This window comes from Ruegeria sp. AM4, assembly GCF_056540665.1.
The window spans coordinates 366,777-383,053 of record NZ_JBQFXD010000003.1 but is presented as its reverse complement, the minus strand read 5'-3'; the positions used below and the strand labels follow the sequence as shown (position 1 = coordinate 383,053).

Annotated in this window: 16 protein-coding genes and 1 tRNA gene; 11 read left to right on the top strand and 6 right to left on the bottom strand. The window is 58.9% G+C overall.

All coding sequences use genetic code 11. The features are described 5' to 3' along the window. Positions 1-209 precede the first annotated feature (209 nt). From terL to ACR0JA_RS09695, 3 genes are read right to left on the bottom strand one after another with little or no spacing between them, the layout of a single operon-like run. Positions 210-1,700, bottom strand: coding sequence for a phage terminase large subunit (terL, locus tag ACR0JA_RS09705; RefSeq protein WP_480573366.1), 1,491 nt, complete (start codon positions 1,698-1,700; stop codon positions 210-212). Beyond that, a complete protein-coding gene (locus tag ACR0JA_RS09700; RefSeq protein WP_480573363.1) occupies positions 1,681-2,133 on the bottom strand; it encodes a DUF5681 domain-containing protein in 453 nt (150 codons plus the stop codon). Before ACR0JA_RS09700 ends, terL begins: the two co-directional genes overlap by 20 nt. Further along, entirely contained in the window at positions 2,126-3,520 is a 1,395-nt protein-coding gene (locus ACR0JA_RS09695) for a site-specific DNA-methyltransferase (RefSeq protein ID WP_480573360.1), read from the bottom strand. The genes ACR0JA_RS09700 and ACR0JA_RS09695 overlap by 8 nt, the downstream gene beginning before the upstream one ends. 463 nt (positions 3,521-3,983) lie before the next feature. On the opposite strand from ACR0JA_RS09695, the gene ACR0JA_RS09690 reads away from it, so the two are divergent. The 3 genes from ACR0JA_RS09690 to ACR0JA_RS09680 are packed head-to-tail and all read left to right on the top strand — an operon-like array spanning position 3,984 to position 6,303. Then, complete coding sequence (locus ACR0JA_RS09690) at positions 3,984-4,214, top strand: DUF3489 domain-containing protein (RefSeq protein WP_480573357.1); 231 nt, start codon at positions 3,984-3,986, stop codon at positions 4,212-4,214. Further along, entirely contained in the window at positions 4,211-4,627 is a 417-nt protein-coding gene (locus tag ACR0JA_RS09685) for a DUF2924 domain-containing protein (protein ID WP_480573354.1), read from the top strand. The genes ACR0JA_RS09690 and ACR0JA_RS09685 overlap by 4 nt, the downstream gene beginning before the upstream one ends. Next, positions 4,624-6,303: a recombinase family protein gene (locus ACR0JA_RS09680; protein ID WP_480573351.1), complete on the top strand. Its 1,680-nt coding sequence runs from the start codon at positions 4,624-4,626 to the stop codon at positions 6,301-6,303. The genes ACR0JA_RS09685 and ACR0JA_RS09680 overlap by 4 nt, the downstream gene beginning before the upstream one ends. Positions 6,304-6,678: 375 nt before the next feature. Here the strand turns inward: ACR0JA_RS09680 and ACR0JA_RS09675 are convergent. After that, positions 6,679-6,768: transfer RNA gene (locus ACR0JA_RS09675), tRNA-Ser, on the bottom strand. Positions 6,769-6,971: 203 nt separating this feature from the next. On the opposite strand from ACR0JA_RS09675, the gene ACR0JA_RS09670 reads away from it, so the two are divergent. The 8 genes from ACR0JA_RS09670 to ACR0JA_RS09635 all read left to right on the top strand — a co-directional run bounded on the left by ACR0JA_RS09670 (position 6,972) and on the right by ACR0JA_RS09635 (position 14,539). Continuing rightward, entirely contained in the window at positions 6,972-8,273 is a 1,302-nt protein-coding gene (locus ACR0JA_RS09670) for an SPOR domain-containing protein (RefSeq protein ID WP_480573348.1), read from the top strand. A 20-nt stretch (positions 8,274-8,293) separates the two neighbouring features. Continuing rightward, positions 8,294-9,460 (top strand): D-alanyl-D-alanine carboxypeptidase family protein, encoded by a 1,167-nt coding sequence (locus tag ACR0JA_RS09665; RefSeq protein WP_480573345.1) that lies wholly within the window; start codon positions 8,294-8,296, stop codon positions 9,458-9,460. Further along, the gene (tmk, locus tag ACR0JA_RS09660; RefSeq protein WP_480573342.1) at positions 9,457-10,080 is read left to right on the top strand and encodes a dTMP kinase; all 624 of its coding nucleotides are present in this window, start codon (positions 9,457-9,459) and stop codon (positions 10,078-10,080) included. The genes ACR0JA_RS09665 and tmk overlap by 4 nt, the downstream gene beginning before the upstream one ends. A gap of 10 nt (positions 10,081-10,090) precedes the next feature. After that, a complete protein-coding gene (locus ACR0JA_RS09655; RefSeq protein WP_480573339.1) occupies positions 10,091-11,212 on the top strand; it encodes a DNA polymerase III subunit delta' in 1,122 nt (373 codons plus the stop codon). Further along, positions 11,209-12,015 (top strand): TatD family hydrolase, encoded by an 807-nt coding sequence (locus tag ACR0JA_RS09650; RefSeq protein ID WP_480573336.1) that lies wholly within the window; start codon positions 11,209-11,211, stop codon positions 12,013-12,015. The genes ACR0JA_RS09655 and ACR0JA_RS09650 overlap by 4 nt, the downstream gene beginning before the upstream one ends. After that, a complete protein-coding gene (locus tag ACR0JA_RS09645; RefSeq protein WP_480573333.1) occupies positions 12,012-12,809 on the top strand; it encodes an MBL fold metallo-hydrolase in 798 nt (265 codons plus the stop codon). Before ACR0JA_RS09650 ends, ACR0JA_RS09645 begins: the two co-directional genes overlap by 4 nt. A gap of 28 nt (positions 12,810-12,837) precedes the next feature. Then, positions 12,838-13,770, top strand: coding sequence for an AEC family transporter (locus tag ACR0JA_RS09640; RefSeq protein ID WP_480573330.1), 933 nt, complete (start codon positions 12,838-12,840; stop codon positions 13,768-13,770). Between the two features lie 73 nt (positions 13,771-13,843). Then, positions 13,844-14,539 (top strand): CbiX/SirB N-terminal domain-containing protein, encoded by a 696-nt coding sequence (locus tag ACR0JA_RS09635; RefSeq protein WP_480573327.1) that lies wholly within the window; start codon positions 13,844-13,846, stop codon positions 14,537-14,539. 54 nt (positions 14,540-14,593) lie between these two features. Here the strand turns inward: ACR0JA_RS09635 and ACR0JA_RS09630 are convergent, their stop codons facing one another. Next, entirely contained in the window at positions 14,594-15,610 is a 1,017-nt protein-coding gene (locus ACR0JA_RS09630) for a GGDEF domain-containing protein (RefSeq protein WP_480573324.1), read from the bottom strand. Next, positions 15,607-16,194, bottom strand: a complete 588-nt coding sequence (locus ACR0JA_RS09625; RefSeq protein WP_480573321.1) for a heme NO-binding domain-containing protein — start codon at positions 16,192-16,194, stop codon at positions 15,607-15,609. Before ACR0JA_RS09625 ends, ACR0JA_RS09630 begins: the two co-directional genes overlap by 4 nt. Positions 16,195-16,277 lie beyond the last annotated feature (83 nt).

Sequence of the window (16,277 nt, the reverse complement as noted above, 5' to 3'; positions counted from 1 at the left end):
AAACGCGAAAAGTCTGATAAAAAGGCGCTCGCACTCTGTTCGGATGACCACTTTCTGCGTCAGCAAAACATTGTTTTTCAACGGAATCGGCTCAGCGCGGACCTTCGCCGCAGTTGGCACTAACGGCAGCTTTGCGCTTCATCGCAGACTTTGGAGGTCGAAGTCGTGATACCCACTCCCAGGTCGCCGGAAAGCGCTCTCGCGTTATGTCAGAACCGCATGCGATCTTCCCTTCTTGGTCGTTCGGGTCGATAGTTGCCTTGGCGGCGGCCTGTGTAAGGATCTGTATCGAGATATGTCCCTTGGCTTCGACGCATGTATTCAGCGAACTGGGTCAGCGCATCCACCTGGTCATCTTTAAGTGCATCCGGAAACGCCAACAGCTCCCTGCGGAACTCATCAAACCAGGGCTTGTCGGTGGGGATGACTAACTTGCCAGATTTAATCCAGTCGGTCTGCGGGATGAAGCGGTCCAGTTTGCTCGTGACCACGTTGACGGGCATGTAAACACCTGCTGCGGTGCGTTTCAATTCATCCAGAAGGTGGATACCCATCGCCGAGGACTCGATCAGGACCCGGTCCACGCGCCACTGTTTGCGCAATCGAAGAACAGCATTCCGCACCTGCGTATAGTTCGTTCGAGCCCGAAAGACGTCGAGCAAATACCATCTCTCTTCATACGCATGCCACCCAAAGGTCAGCCCCACCGTAAAGTCAGAACGCGGACTGTCTTTCGCCGCTGTATCCCAGCTCTGGACCCGCCGGACAAACACGCTTTCTTCCGGCAAGGTTTCCACCAGATGCAAATCGGACATTGAGAGAAACTCGTTTTCTCCGTCCGTTGGGTTTTGTTGATACTGTGCCTGGAAGGCAAAATTGCCTATGTCGGCCTTGATCCGATCAAGAACCTCCTGCGGTTCCCGCTCTGGGTTCAACAAATCTCCTGGCCGACGCTTCAGCACACGGTTGTTGTAGAGCGGAATCTCTTCCGGGATCTCCGCGATCGACGGCAGGCACAGATGGTCAAATGTGTCCTTTTCCAAAAGGTAGGCGGAGAAGTCATCCGGGTGCAATCGCTGCTGGATCGAAACAATACGATCCGTGCGCTTGTCGTTCAGCCGCGAGAACAGGGTCTGGTCGAAAAAATCACGCAACTCCTGCCGGTACGTATCGTGGCGCATTTCAGAGGGTTTACCCAGGTCGTCGATGACAATGAGGTTTGCACCGAAGCCGGTGATACCACCGCCAAGAGAAACAGATTTGCGCCCGCCGCCTTTAGTGGTTTTCATATGTTCGAACCGGTTGTGTTTGGGATCGACCTTCATCTTCGGAAACAGGCGCTGATAAAACGGACTGGTCACCAGCCGTCGGAACTGTTCGGCATGTTCACGCGCCAGATCTTTGCCGTAACTGACAACAACCACTTTCTTTGTCGGATCGCGTCCAAGCTCAAAGGCTGGCAGCAAGACGGATCCACAGATCGATTTCAGATGGCGCGGGGCAATCGAGATCATCAACCGTTGGCACTCACCGGAGGCCACGCGTTGAAGGGCGTAACACATGGCCTCCAGGTAGGGAGCCCGGGCAAGCTTTTCGCCCGGACACAAGATACCAAAACTGCCCGCAAGGAATGCGTAGAGGTTTTCACGCATCGCAGCCTCTGCCAGCCTTTTGCGATCATCAGAATTCAGGGCATTCATCGTCGATACCTCCCTGGATGCTTGCAAAAAGCTGATCCGGATCGCTGCCAAACATATCCGCCAGCACTTCCAGGGCGACCAGGTCTGAACCGGGGTCGACCGCAGTTGCACCTTCACCACCCGCCAACTCTGCGGCGCGCGCCTCCTGAACAGCGGGCAACAGTTTCAGAACCCGGTCAATCGAACGCATCTCGCCTTTAACTGCCCCATTCACCAGCTGGCGCAGGATTGCTTCCAGCATCGTGACTTCGCGGCGTGATCCGTTCTCGGTGATCGGGATTTTCCGAAAGAAGACCTCCTCAAGCATCGACCCAACATTCTTCGAATCTTTCGGCCGTCCCTTCGGATTGCCGGATCGGCCTTTCTTGAATTGGGTCGCTTTGGGCGGTTTGCCGTAGCCCACCTCATACTCTTCTTTCGTATCGTCAGACATGATCCGCCTCCTGCTTCGAGGTGGTGTCGCTGGCAGCAAAACACTCATCGAACGTCTGGCCTGTCACAGAATGCACGGCGTTCTCACCGGTCATCTCCTGCCAGCGGCGGATGGCGACATCGACATAGGCCGGGTCGAGCTCAATCAGCCGCGCCCGGCGTCCTGTTTTCTCTGCTGCCAGCAAGGTTGCACCGGACCCTCCAAAGGCGTCCAAAACAACATCGCCGCGGTGGCTCACATCCATGATGGCATCTGCAACCAGGGCTGTAGGCTTCACCGTCGGATGATCAGCGAGATCCGCCTCACGCCCTGCCCCAAAGCTGTTCACACCGGCATAGTCCCAGACGTTGGCGCGGTTGCGTCCATGTTTGCCCAATTCGACATTGTTGGTATGCGAAGCCCCCGGCTTCTTGAAGATACAAACCAGCTCGTGCTTGGAGCGGTAAAGACTGCCCATCCCGCCGTTCGTCTTGTTCCAGACGCAGAGATTGATGAGATCAAAGCCTCCTGCCTTGCCCGCCACAATCAGCTCTTCAATGTGACGCCAGTCCATGCAGATCATCGCAATGCCCCCATCCGGCAGACAGTCAAACAACCGACTGATCACCTCTGAAAGAAAGCCACGGAACTCGCTGTCCGACATTTCCCCCGACGCCATAGCAAACTCGCGATGATCGCCGCCGGTGCCGCAACGGACATGCCCATTGACAGATACGTTATAAGGAGGATCGGTGAACACCATCTGCGGGCTCTCGCCTTTCAACAAGGTGTCGTAGCTCTGGGCTTGCAAGGAATCCCCGCAGAAGATGCGGTGATCTCCAAGAACCCAAAGATCGCCCGGCTGCGTAATTGCCGGTACTGCAGGGTTCGGCGTCTCAACAGATTCCGCTTCAGTCTTTGCGGCCTCGTCCGCGCCATCGATGATGATGTCAATCTCCGGCGTTTCGAACCCGGTGATTTCGAGATCGTAGTCCAACTCGCCATCAAGGCTGAGATCCATCAATTCGGCAAACTCAATCTGGAGGGCCGCTTCGTTCCAGTCCGACAATTCCGCCAGCTTGTTATCCGCAATGCGCAGAGCACGGACTTCTGCATCTGACAGGTGACCCGCGACAACAGTCGGAACGGACATCAACCCCAGGGCCTTGGCGGCCTCATAGCGGCCATGGCCCGCGATGATTGTGCCCGAACCATCCAACAGGATCGGGGTGACAAAGCCAAACTTGGCCACCGACGCTTTGAGCCTGTCGATATTCTTGGCCGCGTGCACGCGGTTGTTGTTGGCGTAGGGCTTGATCTGGCTGATCTGAGATTGGACGACTTTGTCCGCCATCCAGATCGGCGTGTTGGACGCCTTGGCGTCGCTGTGTGTTTTTTTGGCAGACATAGCCGCCTCCTTTCGTTTGACGCTCGTTAGCGTCGACAAGAAAGGATCGTGTTGGGAATTCGGAGAGAGCACGACTAGCAACTCTCCGGACCAATCGATCCGGTTCGTTGCCCCTTCGAATGCTCTCGGTCTTATCCGCTTCAAAAAATGCGGCGCCGAATGCTGCCTGGGAGATGTATTCACCTCCCCGTGGGACCTTGTCCCTTGCAGGGCTGGCTAGAATCTATGCACGGGATTTTGCAATTGCAACCCCCAAACAAAAAGTAACCAATTAAGATTGTTGACGAATAATCGGGGGTACGGCAGCAACGCCCTGCAATACACACTCCTCTTGGGATTGCTCCAGAAAGAGCTGGACTGTTGCTGTGAACCACGCATCACTGATCCCACGCCCGAGCCATTCGGGCGCTCCTCGGTACCGGGGTTCGGCATCTCGCTGACCCAAGATCAGAGGAGACAGTTCATGTCCAAGCCAAAGCAAACCAAAATTGACAAGGTGCAAGCTTTGTTGCGTCGCCCGAGTGGCACCAGCCTTGAGGCGCTCTGCAAAGCAACGGGGTGGCAACCTCATTCGGTCCGAGCAGCAATCAGCGGTCTGCGGAAAAAAGGCGTCACAATCGAACGGCGCGAATCCGACAAGCCACATGGATCTTCCACGTATCACCTCACAGCAAATAAGGACGGCGAGTCATGACGAAGACAAGCGACGTCGCCGATCTTGCCGCCATTGGTCGATCAGATCTGGTCACGCTTTGGCAGCAACTGTTTGATCAACCCGCACCCGCCATGCTCAGCCAACCCTTCCTGCGCCGTTTCATTGCCTTTGAGATGCAGTCCCGCCGTCATGGCGGGCTGCCCCGGCAGGTCAAAGCCACACTTGGAAAGGGCTCAGAGATGAAGCAGCGGCCTTCCTGCCCTGTCCTTAAACCCGGCGGGCGCCTTTTGCGCGAGTGGAATGGCGTGACCCATGTTGTCGACGTGACAGGGGACGGCTTCACTTGGAACGGTCGGTCCCATCGTTCGCTCTCCGCCATCGCCCGAGAGATTACCGGCGCGCATTGGTCAGGGCCGCGTTTCTTTGGGCTCACCGGCAAGGCGACCAAATGAGCCCGCGCCGCAAAATCCGATGCGCCATCTACACGCGCAAGTCCTCAGAGGATGGACTGGACCAGGACTTCAATTCACTGGATGCGCAATATGAAGCCTGCGCGGCCTATGTCGCCAGCCAGCGACACGAAGGTTGGACCCTATTGCCAGAGCGCTACGATGATGGCGGACTGTCCGGCGGCACACTCGAACGCCCCGCCCTGCAACGCTTGCTTGAAGAGATTGATGCCGGGCGCATCGACATGGTCGTGGTCTACAAGATTGACCGGCTGACCCGATCGCTCGCCGACTTCTCCAAGCTCGTCGACCGGCTGGAACAGGCGGGTTGTTCCTTTGTCTCGGTTACGCAGGCCTTCAATACCTCCTCATCCATGGGTCGGTTGACCCTGAATGTGCTGTTGTCCTTTGCTCAGTTTGAACGGGAAGTCACCGCCGAACGTATTCGCGACAAGATTGCAGCGTCTAAGAAAAAGGGGCTTTGGATGGGTGGCAACCTGCCTCTCGGCTATGACCGCCACCCCGATCCGAAGGCAAGAACGCTGGTGGTGAATGAGGAGGAGGCCAGAACGGTCCGGCATCTCTTTGGGCTTTATGACGAGCTGGGTTGCCTGCGCAAAGTAGAAGAACGGGCAATGGCAGACGACCTGCGGTCGAAGCGGGTTGTTCGCGCGGATGGCAGAGTGAAAGGGGATTGTCCGCTGTCACGGGGTCAAATCTATTACCTGCTGCGCAACCCGGTCTATCTCGGAAAAATCCGCCACAAGGATAAGATCTGGGACGGACAACATCCGGCGATCATCGACCAAGACATCTGGGACCGGTTGCAAGAGAAGATGCGGCAGGCCTCTAATCGTTGCCGTGCACGCGGCGGCTCCGATACGCGCCAACATTCCACTGACCCCGGGGCCTGGCTCACCGGTCTGCTGCGGGACAAAACTGGTGATCGGTTGACCCCAACCCACACCACCCGCAAAGGCCGACGGTTGCGCTACTATATCTCCAACAGACTGATCTCGGGCGGCAAGGATACCTCCGGCTGGCGACTGCCCGGCCCTGCGCTGGAAAACGCTGTCATTGATGTCATCGTCAGACATCTGCAAGACGCCGCAATCACGCATCAGGTACTGGCGCAGCCGGAGGCCGGGTCAGCGGAGGCAGTTCAGACTTCAGTTGCGGATTTAGTAATCCGGCTTCAACGCCAAGGCGGTCAGGTCGGCGCTGCTCTTCTGGCCAAAGGCAAAATTGCACCAGGTCAGATCGACCTCGAACTGAATCCCGAGTGTCTGGCAAACGCAGTTGGCATAGCTGCGGACCATCTGCACCCGGATCTTACACACATAACCGCATCTTTCGGTCTGCGCCGCCGCGGCGTCGAGGCCAAGGTCATCGCCGGAGATATGGCACCCCAACCTGATCCCCACCTCCGGTCCATGCTGATCCGCGCCCATGGCTGGGCGCGCGATCTGAAAGCCGGAGTTCAACTGATGGAGATCGCGCGCCGCGAAAGCGTCCCCGGCGCCTTCATCCGCACCCGCGCCCAGCTCGCGTTTCTCTCACCGAAGATTCAGGCCGCGATTCTCGACGGCACCCAGCCGCCCGAACTCACACTCAAGCGTCTGGTCAGCGTGACCCACCCACTTGACTGGGCTGAACAGGAACGCATGTTCGGCTTTTGATAGCTCCAGATCCTGCGTCCCCGATGCAGGGTTCAATCTCCCTGATCCGTCGGCACAATTCCCTGCTCCCGCGAGAAAATTCCCTATTCCAGTTTTTAGGGAATTTGCAATCTAAGCCATTGGAAAAAATAGAGTTGTGACATCTGAAATCTCGGGTTCCAGACTTGTTTTGCAGAAATTCCCTGTAAATTGCCGGGTATCAGGGAAATCCAGCTCAAAGCGACCCCGACAAAATGTGGCACTGAGACTGATGCCTGAATTCTACTCAGAGTGTACGGTTTGCTCCGTCTCTGATTGAAAGCGCATGCGCCAACTCGCGGGAATTGCGGAACAATTCCGGGTCAGAAAGTACAACTGAAGTGAGACAGGTATGAGTGGCGGGGAGACAGGGATTCGAACCCTGGGAACGCTCTCACGTTCAACGGTTTTCAAGACCGCCGCATTCGACCACTCTGCCACCTCCCCGCGTGCTGGCAGGGTCTAAGGGCAGTTGCGGCCAGAGGCAAGCCATAATGCGGGAAATCTTGCCGAACCCGGCGCAGATGGCTTTCCTTGGGGTGGCGCTCGCGCTATGATTGCCGTGAGTGACCGCATGAGACTGGCACAAGAACCAGCCAATTCGCGGTGGGGCGCGGCCGGAACGGCCTTGTCAGGCAAGGGATGAAATGATGGAGCGAGCGACGGGTAAACGCTTTGGGCCACCGCGGCTGGCGGTTTTGGCCGTGGCCATGACAGCACTGGTCGGCTGCGAGGAAGGGTTGAAACTTGCGGGTACTGCGGCACCGGATGAAGCGGCAGAAACCTCAGACAAGGACGGGCCTGTTGAACTGTTCCCTGAATTGACCTCGGGGTCGCAGCGGGACATCGAAGCCCCGGATGTGTTCGAGGTAACCGAGGCCGGTTTGTGGGATGGGCGCCCCTCGCTTGGTGGCATCTGGGTGGCACATCCCGACGTTGGTCAACCCGAGCGGGTTTTGATCAAGAACACGTCCAACAACAAATCCGTCACCGGCGCGCTGTTCCGTCGGGACGCCAATTTGCCGGGCCCGGCGCTGCAGGTCTCATCGTCGGCAGCAGCCAAGCTGGGAATGCTGGCAGGTTCTCCTAGCAGGTTGCAGGTGGTTGCCCTGCGGCGCGAAGAGATTCAGGTTGCCCCGCCACCGGAAGAGACCCAGCCCGAGGACGCCGAGACCGAAATTGCTGATGCGGAGACAACCGAAGAGGCAGAACCAAAACCCGCCAAACGCAAGTGGTGGCAAAAGAAACCAGTAGCTGAAACCGCCGCCGTCACGGCAGCCGCCGGTGTCGCAGCGGGTGCCGCATCAGACGACGCCGAGGACACCCCCGTACCCGAGCAGACTGCAGCCACCGCAGAGCCTGAACCCGAAGTGGACGCGGAGGCACCCGCAGAAAAACCGGCAAAGCGGAAATGGTGGCAGAAAAAGCCAGCCGAAGAAACCGCCGAGGTCGCAGCGGCAGCCGGAGTCGCAGCTGCAACGGGCGCGGTTGTGGCAGATCAGGCCACCTCTGAGGCACCGCAAACCGCCGCGTTGGCCGATCCCGAGGTCACAGCGCCCGCCGAAAAGCCTGCAAAACGCAAGTGGTGGCAAAAGAAAGACCCCAATGCAATCACGGAAACGCCGCTTGACCCGATCGAAGGCGCGGCTGCTGCGATTGAAGCCAGCGAACCGACCGCAGCGACAGCTACTGCAACAGCCGCCGCAGCGACATCCGCTCTGTCGAAACCGTTTGTCCAGGTTGGTACGTTCGGGGTCGAGTCAAATGCCAAGAGTGCCGCGGACAAGATCCGGCGCAACGGCATGAACGCTCAGGTCAATGAGCTCAAGACCGAAGACAACACCGTTTGGCGCGTTCTGGTCGGTCCTGCCAATACCCGGGCTGAACGCCGGGCGATCCTGTCCGACGTAAAGGATCTGGGCTTTTCCGACGCCTTCACGGCTAAGAACTGACAAGAAACAGGAGGCGCAAGATGCTGTCCGCGTTACGTTCGACCACTCTGGCCATTGGGCTGGCCGTGCTGGCCCTGCCCGCCCAAGCCTTTGATACGACCGCCCGTGCGGCTTATGTGATGGATCAGAAAACCGGCACGGTTTTGTTGTCGAAAGAGGCCGATCTGCCGCTGCCACCGGCATCGATGTCAAAACTCATGACGCTATATGTCGCCTTCGAAGCGTTGCGCGACGGGCGTCTGACGCTGGATGAGACATTGCCGGTTTCCGAACACGCGATGAGCTATGGCGGTTCGACCATGTTCCTCAACACACAGGATCGTGTCCGGGTCGAGGATCTTCTGCGGGGGATCATCGTGCTGTCCGGCAATGATGCCTGCGTTGTGATCGCCGAGGCGCTCAGCCCCGATGGAACCGAAGCCGGGTTTGCCCGCTTCATGACACAACGCGGCAAGAAAATGGGCATGGACAACTCGAACTTTGCCAACTCAAACGGCTGGCCCGCTGCCGGGCACATGATGTCAGTGCACGATCTGGCAGTTCTGGCGGACCGGCTGATTACGGACTTCCCCGAATACTACCCGCTCTTCGCCGAAGAAGTGTTCGAGTTCGACGGGCGGGCGCCATCAAACGCGCGCAATCGCAACCCGCTGCTAAAACTGGACATTGGTGCGGACGGTTTGAAAACCGGCCACACGCAAGAGGCCGGGTATGGCCTTGTCGGCTCGGCCAAGCAAGGCGACCGGCGCGTGGTCTTTGTCCTCTCTGGCCTCGACAGCACGGCCCGCCGCGCAGAGGAGGCTGAGGCCGTGGTTAACTGGTCGTTTCGAAATTTTGTCGAGAGGACAGTTGCCAACGCCGACGAACCGATAGCCGAAGCCAAGTTGTGGATGGGGGCCGAACCTACGGTTGGCCTTGTCCCCGAGCAGGACATGACATTGCTGTTCCCAGTGCTGGGCGATGCCGATGTCGAGGCCGAAATCGTCTATGACGGCCCGATCAATGCGCCTGTCGCCAAAGGCCAGAAACTGGCGGAGCTGGTGATCAAGCCAGAAGGGCTGCCCGAGATCAGACGCCCTCTGGTTGCGGTCAAGGACGTCCCGCAAGGTGGATTTGTGGTTCGGATGCTGACGGTTGGCGGCATCGTTTTGAAAGACGTCATCAACACTCCGCTGGGGCAATTGTGACGCAGCGCGGGGTGTTTTTGACCTTTGAAGGCATTGATGGATCGGGCAAGTCGACGCAGGCACGTATGCTGGCGGAGCATCTGCGCGCGACCGGTCATGAGGTCGTATTGACCCGCGAGCCCGGGGGGTCGGATGGGGCCGAGGAAATCCGCAATCTGGTCCTGCAAGGTGATCCCGACCGCTGGTCGGCAGAGACCGAGATTTTGCTGTTCACAGCCGCACGCCGGGATCATCTGGAACGCACAATCAACCCTGCGTTGGCCGCTGGAAAAATCGTGATCTGCGACCGCTTTGCAGACAGCACACGCATGTATCAGGGATTGTCGCGCGGCGATCTGCGTGGTCTGGTGGATCAGTTGCACAGCCTGATGATCGGGCGCGAGCCCGACTTGACGCTGCTGATCGACATGGACCCTGATACCGGCCTGTCACGTGCAAAAGGGCGGCAAGGCGCTGAAGAACGCTTTGAGGATTTCGGCCCCGAGCTGCAACGTCGCATGCGCGCGGGTTTCTTGGCGCTGGCCGAAGAATTCCCAAGCCGGTTCCGGGTCGTCAATGGCAATCGGGACATAGACAGCGTCGCCCGCGATGTGACAGAAATCGTATCGAAGACTCTGTGATCGATAGGCGATGAGCGACGACATTCCAGCCCCTGATCAGGCGCCCGGTGCGCCGCATCCGCGCGAAACCGTCCGGCTTTTTGGTCAAGATGCGGCCGAGCAGGCGTTTCTGACCGCCTACAATTCGGAACGGTTGCACCACGGTTGGCTGCTGACCGGTCCGCGCGGCTGCGGTAAGGCCACGCTTGCCTGGCGTATCGCCCGATTTCTGCTGGCGACGCCGCCACAAGATGACGGCGGGCTATTCGGCGCGCCGCCTCCACCTGACTCGCTTGATATCGACCCCGAGCACCCGGTGTCTCACCGCATTCTGGCGGGTGCCGAACCCGGTCTGGCTGCGATTACGCGGTCGGCCAATGATCAGGGTCGGCTGCGCGGAGAGATCGTGGTCGACGACATCCGTAAGCTGGGACGGTTCTTTGGCATGAGCGCCGCCGATGGCGGACAGCGCGTCGTCATCGTGGATGCGGCGGACGAGATGAATGTCAGCGCCGCCAACGCGCTTCTGAAGATGCTCGAGGAACCGCCAGCGCGTACGACGCTGCTGCTGGTTTCGCATCAGCCCTCTCGCCTATTGCCGACGATCAAATCCCGCTGCCGTACGTTGCGGCTGTCTCCGCTGGGCGAACAGGACATGCAGGCGGCGCTGTTGCAAACCGGGGCCGAGCTGCCCGCACAACCGGATCACCTCGCAGCCCTTGCCGCGGGTTCGGTGGGCGATGCGGTGCGCCTGATCAATCTGAACGGGCTGGACATTTATGCCGAATTGATCGCGATTTTAGGGACCCTTCCCCGCCTTGACCGCCAGCGCGCCCTTGCCCTTGCCGAGGCCGCTGCCCAGCGCGGCGCGGCGGACCGGTTCGAGTTGTTGCTGACCCTGATCGACATCGCGCTGTCTCGCCTTGCGCTTACCGGTGCCACTGGCGCGCCGCCCGTACCCGAAGCTGCTCCGAATGAGGCACAGACACTGGCCCGCCTGTCGGCCTCGCCACAACAGGCGCAAAAATGGGCCGAGGTCGCTGCGGTGATCACGGCACGTGCACGTCATGGTCAGGCGGTGAACCTTGACCCTGCCGCTCTGGTCCTAGATACGGTGTTCAAGATACAGGAAACCGCCGGTCAGAGCAGATGAGCGATACCCCCCAGATCACCGACAGCCATTGCCATCTGGATTTTCCCGATTTCGACGGGCAGTTGGACGACATCATCACCCGTGCCGCCGAAGCGGGTGTTACCCGGATGGTGACGATCTGCACGCGTCTGCGCAACGAACCCATCGTCCGTGCCATAGCCGAGGCTCACGCCCCGATATTCTATGCCGCCGGCACCCATCCCATGAGCGCGGCCGAAGAACCGATGGCCAGCGTCGATGAATTGGTCGCGTTATCACAACATCCCAAGTTCGTGGGAATCGGCGAATCGGGGCTGGATTATCACTATACGGCCGAGTCGGCAGCCCTGCAGAAGCAGTCGCTGCGCATTCACATCGAGGCCGCCCAGCGCACCGGGCTGCCGTTGATCATCCACGCGCGCGCTGCCGATGACGACATGGCACGCATTCTGACGAAAGAATACCAAAACGCGCCCTATTCCTGCGTGATGCATTGCTTTTCGTCCTCGGCTGAGCTGGCCAAGGCAGCACTGGAGCTGGGCTTTTACCTCTCGATGTCTGGTATCGCTGCCTTTCCCAAAAGCCAGGAATTGCGCGACATCTTCGCCGCGGCCCCCGTCGACCGCATTCTGGTCGAAACCGACGCGCCATACCTGGCCCCGCCACCCTATCGCGGCAAACGAAACGAACCCGCGTATACCGCCTTTACGGCCCAGAAAGGTGCCGAGGTTTTTGGCCTGCCCTACGCCGATTTCGCCGCGCGGACGCAGGCCAATTTCGATCGCCTGTTTTCCAAAGCCGCGCAATACAAGGCCGCCGCATGAGCGAGTTCCGGTTCACCATTCTGGGCTGCGGGTCGTCCGGCGGGGTCCCCCGGCTGGGCGGTCATTGGGGCGATTGCGACCCACAGAACCCCCGGAATATCCGCCGCCGCTGTTCATTGCTGGTTGAACGTGACGGGCCGGGCGGCACGACAACCGTTCTGATCGACACTTCCCCGGATATGCGCAGCCAGCTGCTGGGCACCGGTACCGGGCGTCTGGATGGTGTTGTCTATACTCACGCGCACGCGGACCACACGAACGGCATCGACGATCTGCGCATGATCGTGTTCAACATGAAAACACGCGTGCCGGTCTGGGCCGATGGGGCCACGCAGAACGACCTTCTGGGGCGGTTCGGCTATGCGTTCGTGCAGCCCGAAGGCTCTCCGTATCCTCCGATCCTCGATCTTAAGACAATCGACGGGCCATTCGAAGTGGATGGGCCCGGCGGGGCCATTCCCTTCCATCCGTTCAGCGTAAATCACGGATCAATTGATGCGCTAGGGTTTCGGATCAACGATCTGGCCTATCTGCCCGATGTCGCTGAGTTTCATGACGACACCCGGTCCGAGCTGGCAGGGTTGGATTACCTGATCATCGACGCTCTGCGCCGCTCGCCGCACCCAACGCATGCCCATCTCGAGAAAACGCTGGGCTGGATCGAAGAATTGCAACCAAAGCGCGCGGTGCTGACCAACATGCATATCGACCTGGACTATGCCACAGTCGACGCCGAAACCCCGGACCATATCACCCCCGCCTATGACGGGATGGTGATCCGGTCGCCCGCATGACCCTGGACCAAAGGGCACCGGTCCCGAGATGCTTCAGAGTCTGATCAACGTCATCCTGCCGGTCTTTTTAGTGATCGGCTCGGGTTATGCCGCGACGCGGTTTGGTTATTTTCGCGAGTCCCATGTCGACGGGCTGATGAAATTTACGCAAGGGTTTGCAATTCCTTGCCTTCTGTTTCTGGCCATCGCCAATCTTGACATCGACAGTAGTTTTGACCCCCGCTTGCTGGTCAGTTTCTACGCGGCGGCTGGTCTGTGCTTTACAGCAGGCACCTGCGGCGCACGGTACATCTTTGGGCGCGGCTGGGAAGACAGCGTGGCGATCGGTTTTTGCTGCCTGTTTTCGAACTCGGTCCTGCTTGGCCTGCCGATAACCGAACGCGCTTATGGCCCCGACAATCTGACAGGAAATTACGCGATCATCGCTTTACATTCACCGTTCTGCTACGGCGTCGGCATCACGGTGATGGAAGTGATCCGCAATCGCGGTCATGGTGGTGCGCGCATGGTGCGATCGGTCTTGTCAGCCATGTTCAAAAACGCATTGATCCTGGGCATCGCGATGGGTTTTGCCGTGAACCTGTCAGGCGTCGGCATCCCAACCGTTGCCGAGGAGGCGCTGAACCTGATCACGCGCGCCGCCCTGCCGGGCGCTCTTTTCGCCTTGGGCGGCGTTCTGGTGAAGTACCGTCCCGAGGGCGATCTGAGGGCCATCGCCTTTGTCTGCGGCGTCTCGCTGTTGCTACACCCAAGCCTAGTCTGGCTGTTCGGAACCACGCTGTCGCTACCACAGGATCTGTTCAGATCCGGAGTGGTCACCGCTGCCATGGCCCCCGGTTTCAACGCCTATATCTTTGCCAACCTCTACGGCCACGCCAAACGGGTGGCTGCATCCTCGGTCTTGATCGGAACTGGTGTGTCCATCGTAACCGTATGGATGTGGTTGACACTTTTAGGCTAGGTAGCCGGTCAAAGTGATTGACTCGGATCGTGGCCGGGACATCTTGCACGTCACAAACCGCTTGGAGACGAATATGCCGCACGCTGTCATCGTTGCCCATGGCCAACCCTCGGACCCTGCCCCGGCGGAAGCGTCTCTTGCCGCCTTCGCCGCAGGTATAGATGCGCTGACACAAGGTATCTCGGTACGTTCGGCAACACTCGCGGCACCCGGATCGCTGGAAACCTGCCTGGACGCTTTGCCAGCAGGCAGCGCCGTTTATCCGTTATTCATGGCCAAGGGCTGGTTCGTGACCGGCGCTTTGCCAAAACGGATCGGAAGCCGAGAGATTCGCATTCTCGATCCCCTTGGCATCGATCCTGACTTACCGCGTCTGGTTTCGGATGCACTGCTGGATACCCTGGCAGATCAAAGCTGGATCGCGTCCGAGGTCGATCTGGTTATCGCCGCCCACGGATCGGGACGCAGTCCAAACCCTGCCAAAGTCGCCTCAGAATTCGCTTCGTGCCTCAAGGGCTTGCTATCGTTCAACTCCATCCGTCTGGGTTTTGTCGAACAGCCCCCAAGCATCGCCGAGGCCGCATCGGGCACAGGTCAGTCTGCGATCTGCCTGCCGTTTTTTGCCTGCACCGGAGGGCATGTGTTGGATGACGTGCCAGAATCGCTGGGCCAGGCGGGATTTCAGGGCATCGTCACACCTGTAGTCGGAGAACTGCCCGCTATCCAGCACCACATTGCCCATAAACTCCGCCAGGAACTCGTCGGTTGACTGGCTTTGCTGGCCAGTGTGTTCCCACCTCTCGACCGGCATTGATCACTTCGGTCAAGTCGAAGGCTGAACGTCTGGCGACTGCGACTCCGTAGCGAGCCCTGCATAGAAGAAATGGCGCGCCCGCCCGTTCTTTTTTGCGTCATACAAGGCTTGGTCAGCGGCGTTCAGAACCTCGGCCCAGTCGTTGTTTCGGAATTGTGTAGATAGCGCCGTGCCGATGCTTGCAGAAATTTCGCAGCGCTGCCCTTCGAACATCATCGGCTCGCTCAGCCGATCAATAAGCCGGTCGGCAATCCCGCTCAGGGTTTGAGGGCTTGTCAGACCTTTGAATACAAAAACGAACTCGTCCCCGCCAATCCGGGCGACGGTGTCGTCACTGCGTGTTTCCTCAAGCATGATACGCGCGGCCTGCTGCAGCACATAATCACCCGCAGCGTGCCCAAGACGATCATTGACCGATTTGAAGAAATCCAAATCCAGATGCATCAGCGCGAATTTTGATTTCGAGCGGACAAGATGGCCGAGAATGTGATCCATCGCGCGACGGTTTTTCAAACCGGTCAAAGTGTCGGTATAGGCTTGCTCTTCGGCCGCCAGCATTGCGCCCTGCAAGCGCAGATTCAGCGAGCGCGATGCTTCCATCGCAGCCGATTTCGCCTCGACCAGATACAACAGTTCAATTGCCAGATCGGTCCCCGAAAAATCGGCGCTGGTCAGGGCATAGTCGCGCACCGCGTCGAGAATCGAAATTCCGAATGACAGGTTGATGACAGCGCCTGCATCCTCGGGCAGTGGCGCGATCAATCCCTTGAGACCGGTGCGTGGTTCGTCTCGGAATCTCAGTTGCATCCGCCCGCCAGCGGACGCCATCAGGGCCGCAACTGTCGTGACGGAGCGGGGGCGGATCAGCTCGAACATTTCCAAAAATTTCGCCCCAACCATCGGCTGCGCGGGCCGAAGCTTCTGCAGTGTAGGCCCAACCCGTTGGATTTCGCCTGTCCTGTCGACCAGAACAAACATGGGGCACAGGGTTTCCAGCAGATTGGCCAGATGACGGTGATCGGTCATAGCTTGCGCGCCCCCAGATCGAACTGCCGCCCTTCGGCAAACGCGCTTTCAACCAGTATGATCGAGATCACCTCGACCTCACCCTGGCGCCCATCATGGGTCAGCATGACCAAAGCGCCGTAATCATCGGCCATCGCCCGCAAAACGCCGGTCATGACGCTGGCAAATCCCGGCAGGCCTGGAAAGCAGAGCAGTCTGAACTCTGCTGGCGATTCCTCGCGCAGCTCCAAATCCGGCAAATCCAGGTCGGAAACAGCCAGCCTGACGCGGTCGGGCAGATCATCCAGCGAGTGCAAAAAATCCACGTAAGAAACGCCGCCGAATCTCAGCAACCGGCGCAGGTCCTCGGTATTGGGGTGCGAGACAAGATATGTTCCCAAATCCTCGAGAAAGTCGGCGCGCGGGCGGCTCAGATCGGCACATAGCGCGTCCAGCACCTGAATCGACAGATCGGCGTCATAGACCAGCATGGGCTCAAACTCGGTAAATCCCAGTCCCGCGGCCTCGGTCGCGCGTTGCCAGCACGGCCAGCCATAGGTGGCGCAGACGAAAGATTGAATCGCCTTGTTGATCAGACCGTGCATCGTAAACCTCTGGGTTCGCTTGCCCTGAGACCAAAGCGCAGAAATCTTAACAAAGTCACAAAATCGAACCGCGAATTCCTGCA